Raw genomic sequence first — 399 nt, 5'->3', positions numbered from 1 at the left:
CTAGGGCCTGTTCCGAGTTCAGATCACGGTTTAGTGGTTCGCTGACGCCGGGCGGTCGCGGCCCGGTAGAACTGTGGTGTGACGCGTGGTGATCTGAGTGATGCCGAATGGGAGTTGGTGGAGCCGCTCCTGCCGCTGGGCGAGCGTGGGCCGATCCCCGACCTGCGCCGACAGCTCGATGCGGTGATGTGGCGGTTCCGGACCGGGAGTCCATGGCGGGACGTCCCTGAGCGCTATGGATCCTGGTCGACCGTCTACGGCCGGTTCCAGATCTGGGCGACCACGGGGACCTTCCAGGCGCTGATGGAGGGGATGATCGCCGAGGCCGCAGCCCGTGGGCAGGTCGATCTCAGCCTGGTCAGCGTGGACTCCACGGTCGGCCGCGCGCCCCACCACCCG

Annotated in this window: 1 protein-coding gene; it reads left to right on the top strand. The window is 68.2% G+C overall.

Going from position 1 to position 399, the window contains the following annotated elements; all coding sequences use genetic code 11:
• Window positions 1-78: 78 nt before the first annotated feature.
• Window positions 79-399, top strand: a 321-nt coding sequence (locus C7C46_RS25440; protein ID WP_146259204.1) for a transposase, incomplete at its 3' end; no start/stop codon positions are given.

Origin of the sequence: Streptomyces tateyamensis, assembly GCF_003205575.1 — a bacterium.
GTDB classification, from domain to species: Bacteria; Actinomycetota; Actinomycetes; order Streptomycetales; family Streptomycetaceae; genus Kitasatospora; species Kitasatospora tateyamensis.
The sequence above is the reverse complement of the archived record's forward strand: the minus strand, read 5'-3'. Positions and strand labels throughout refer to the sequence as shown.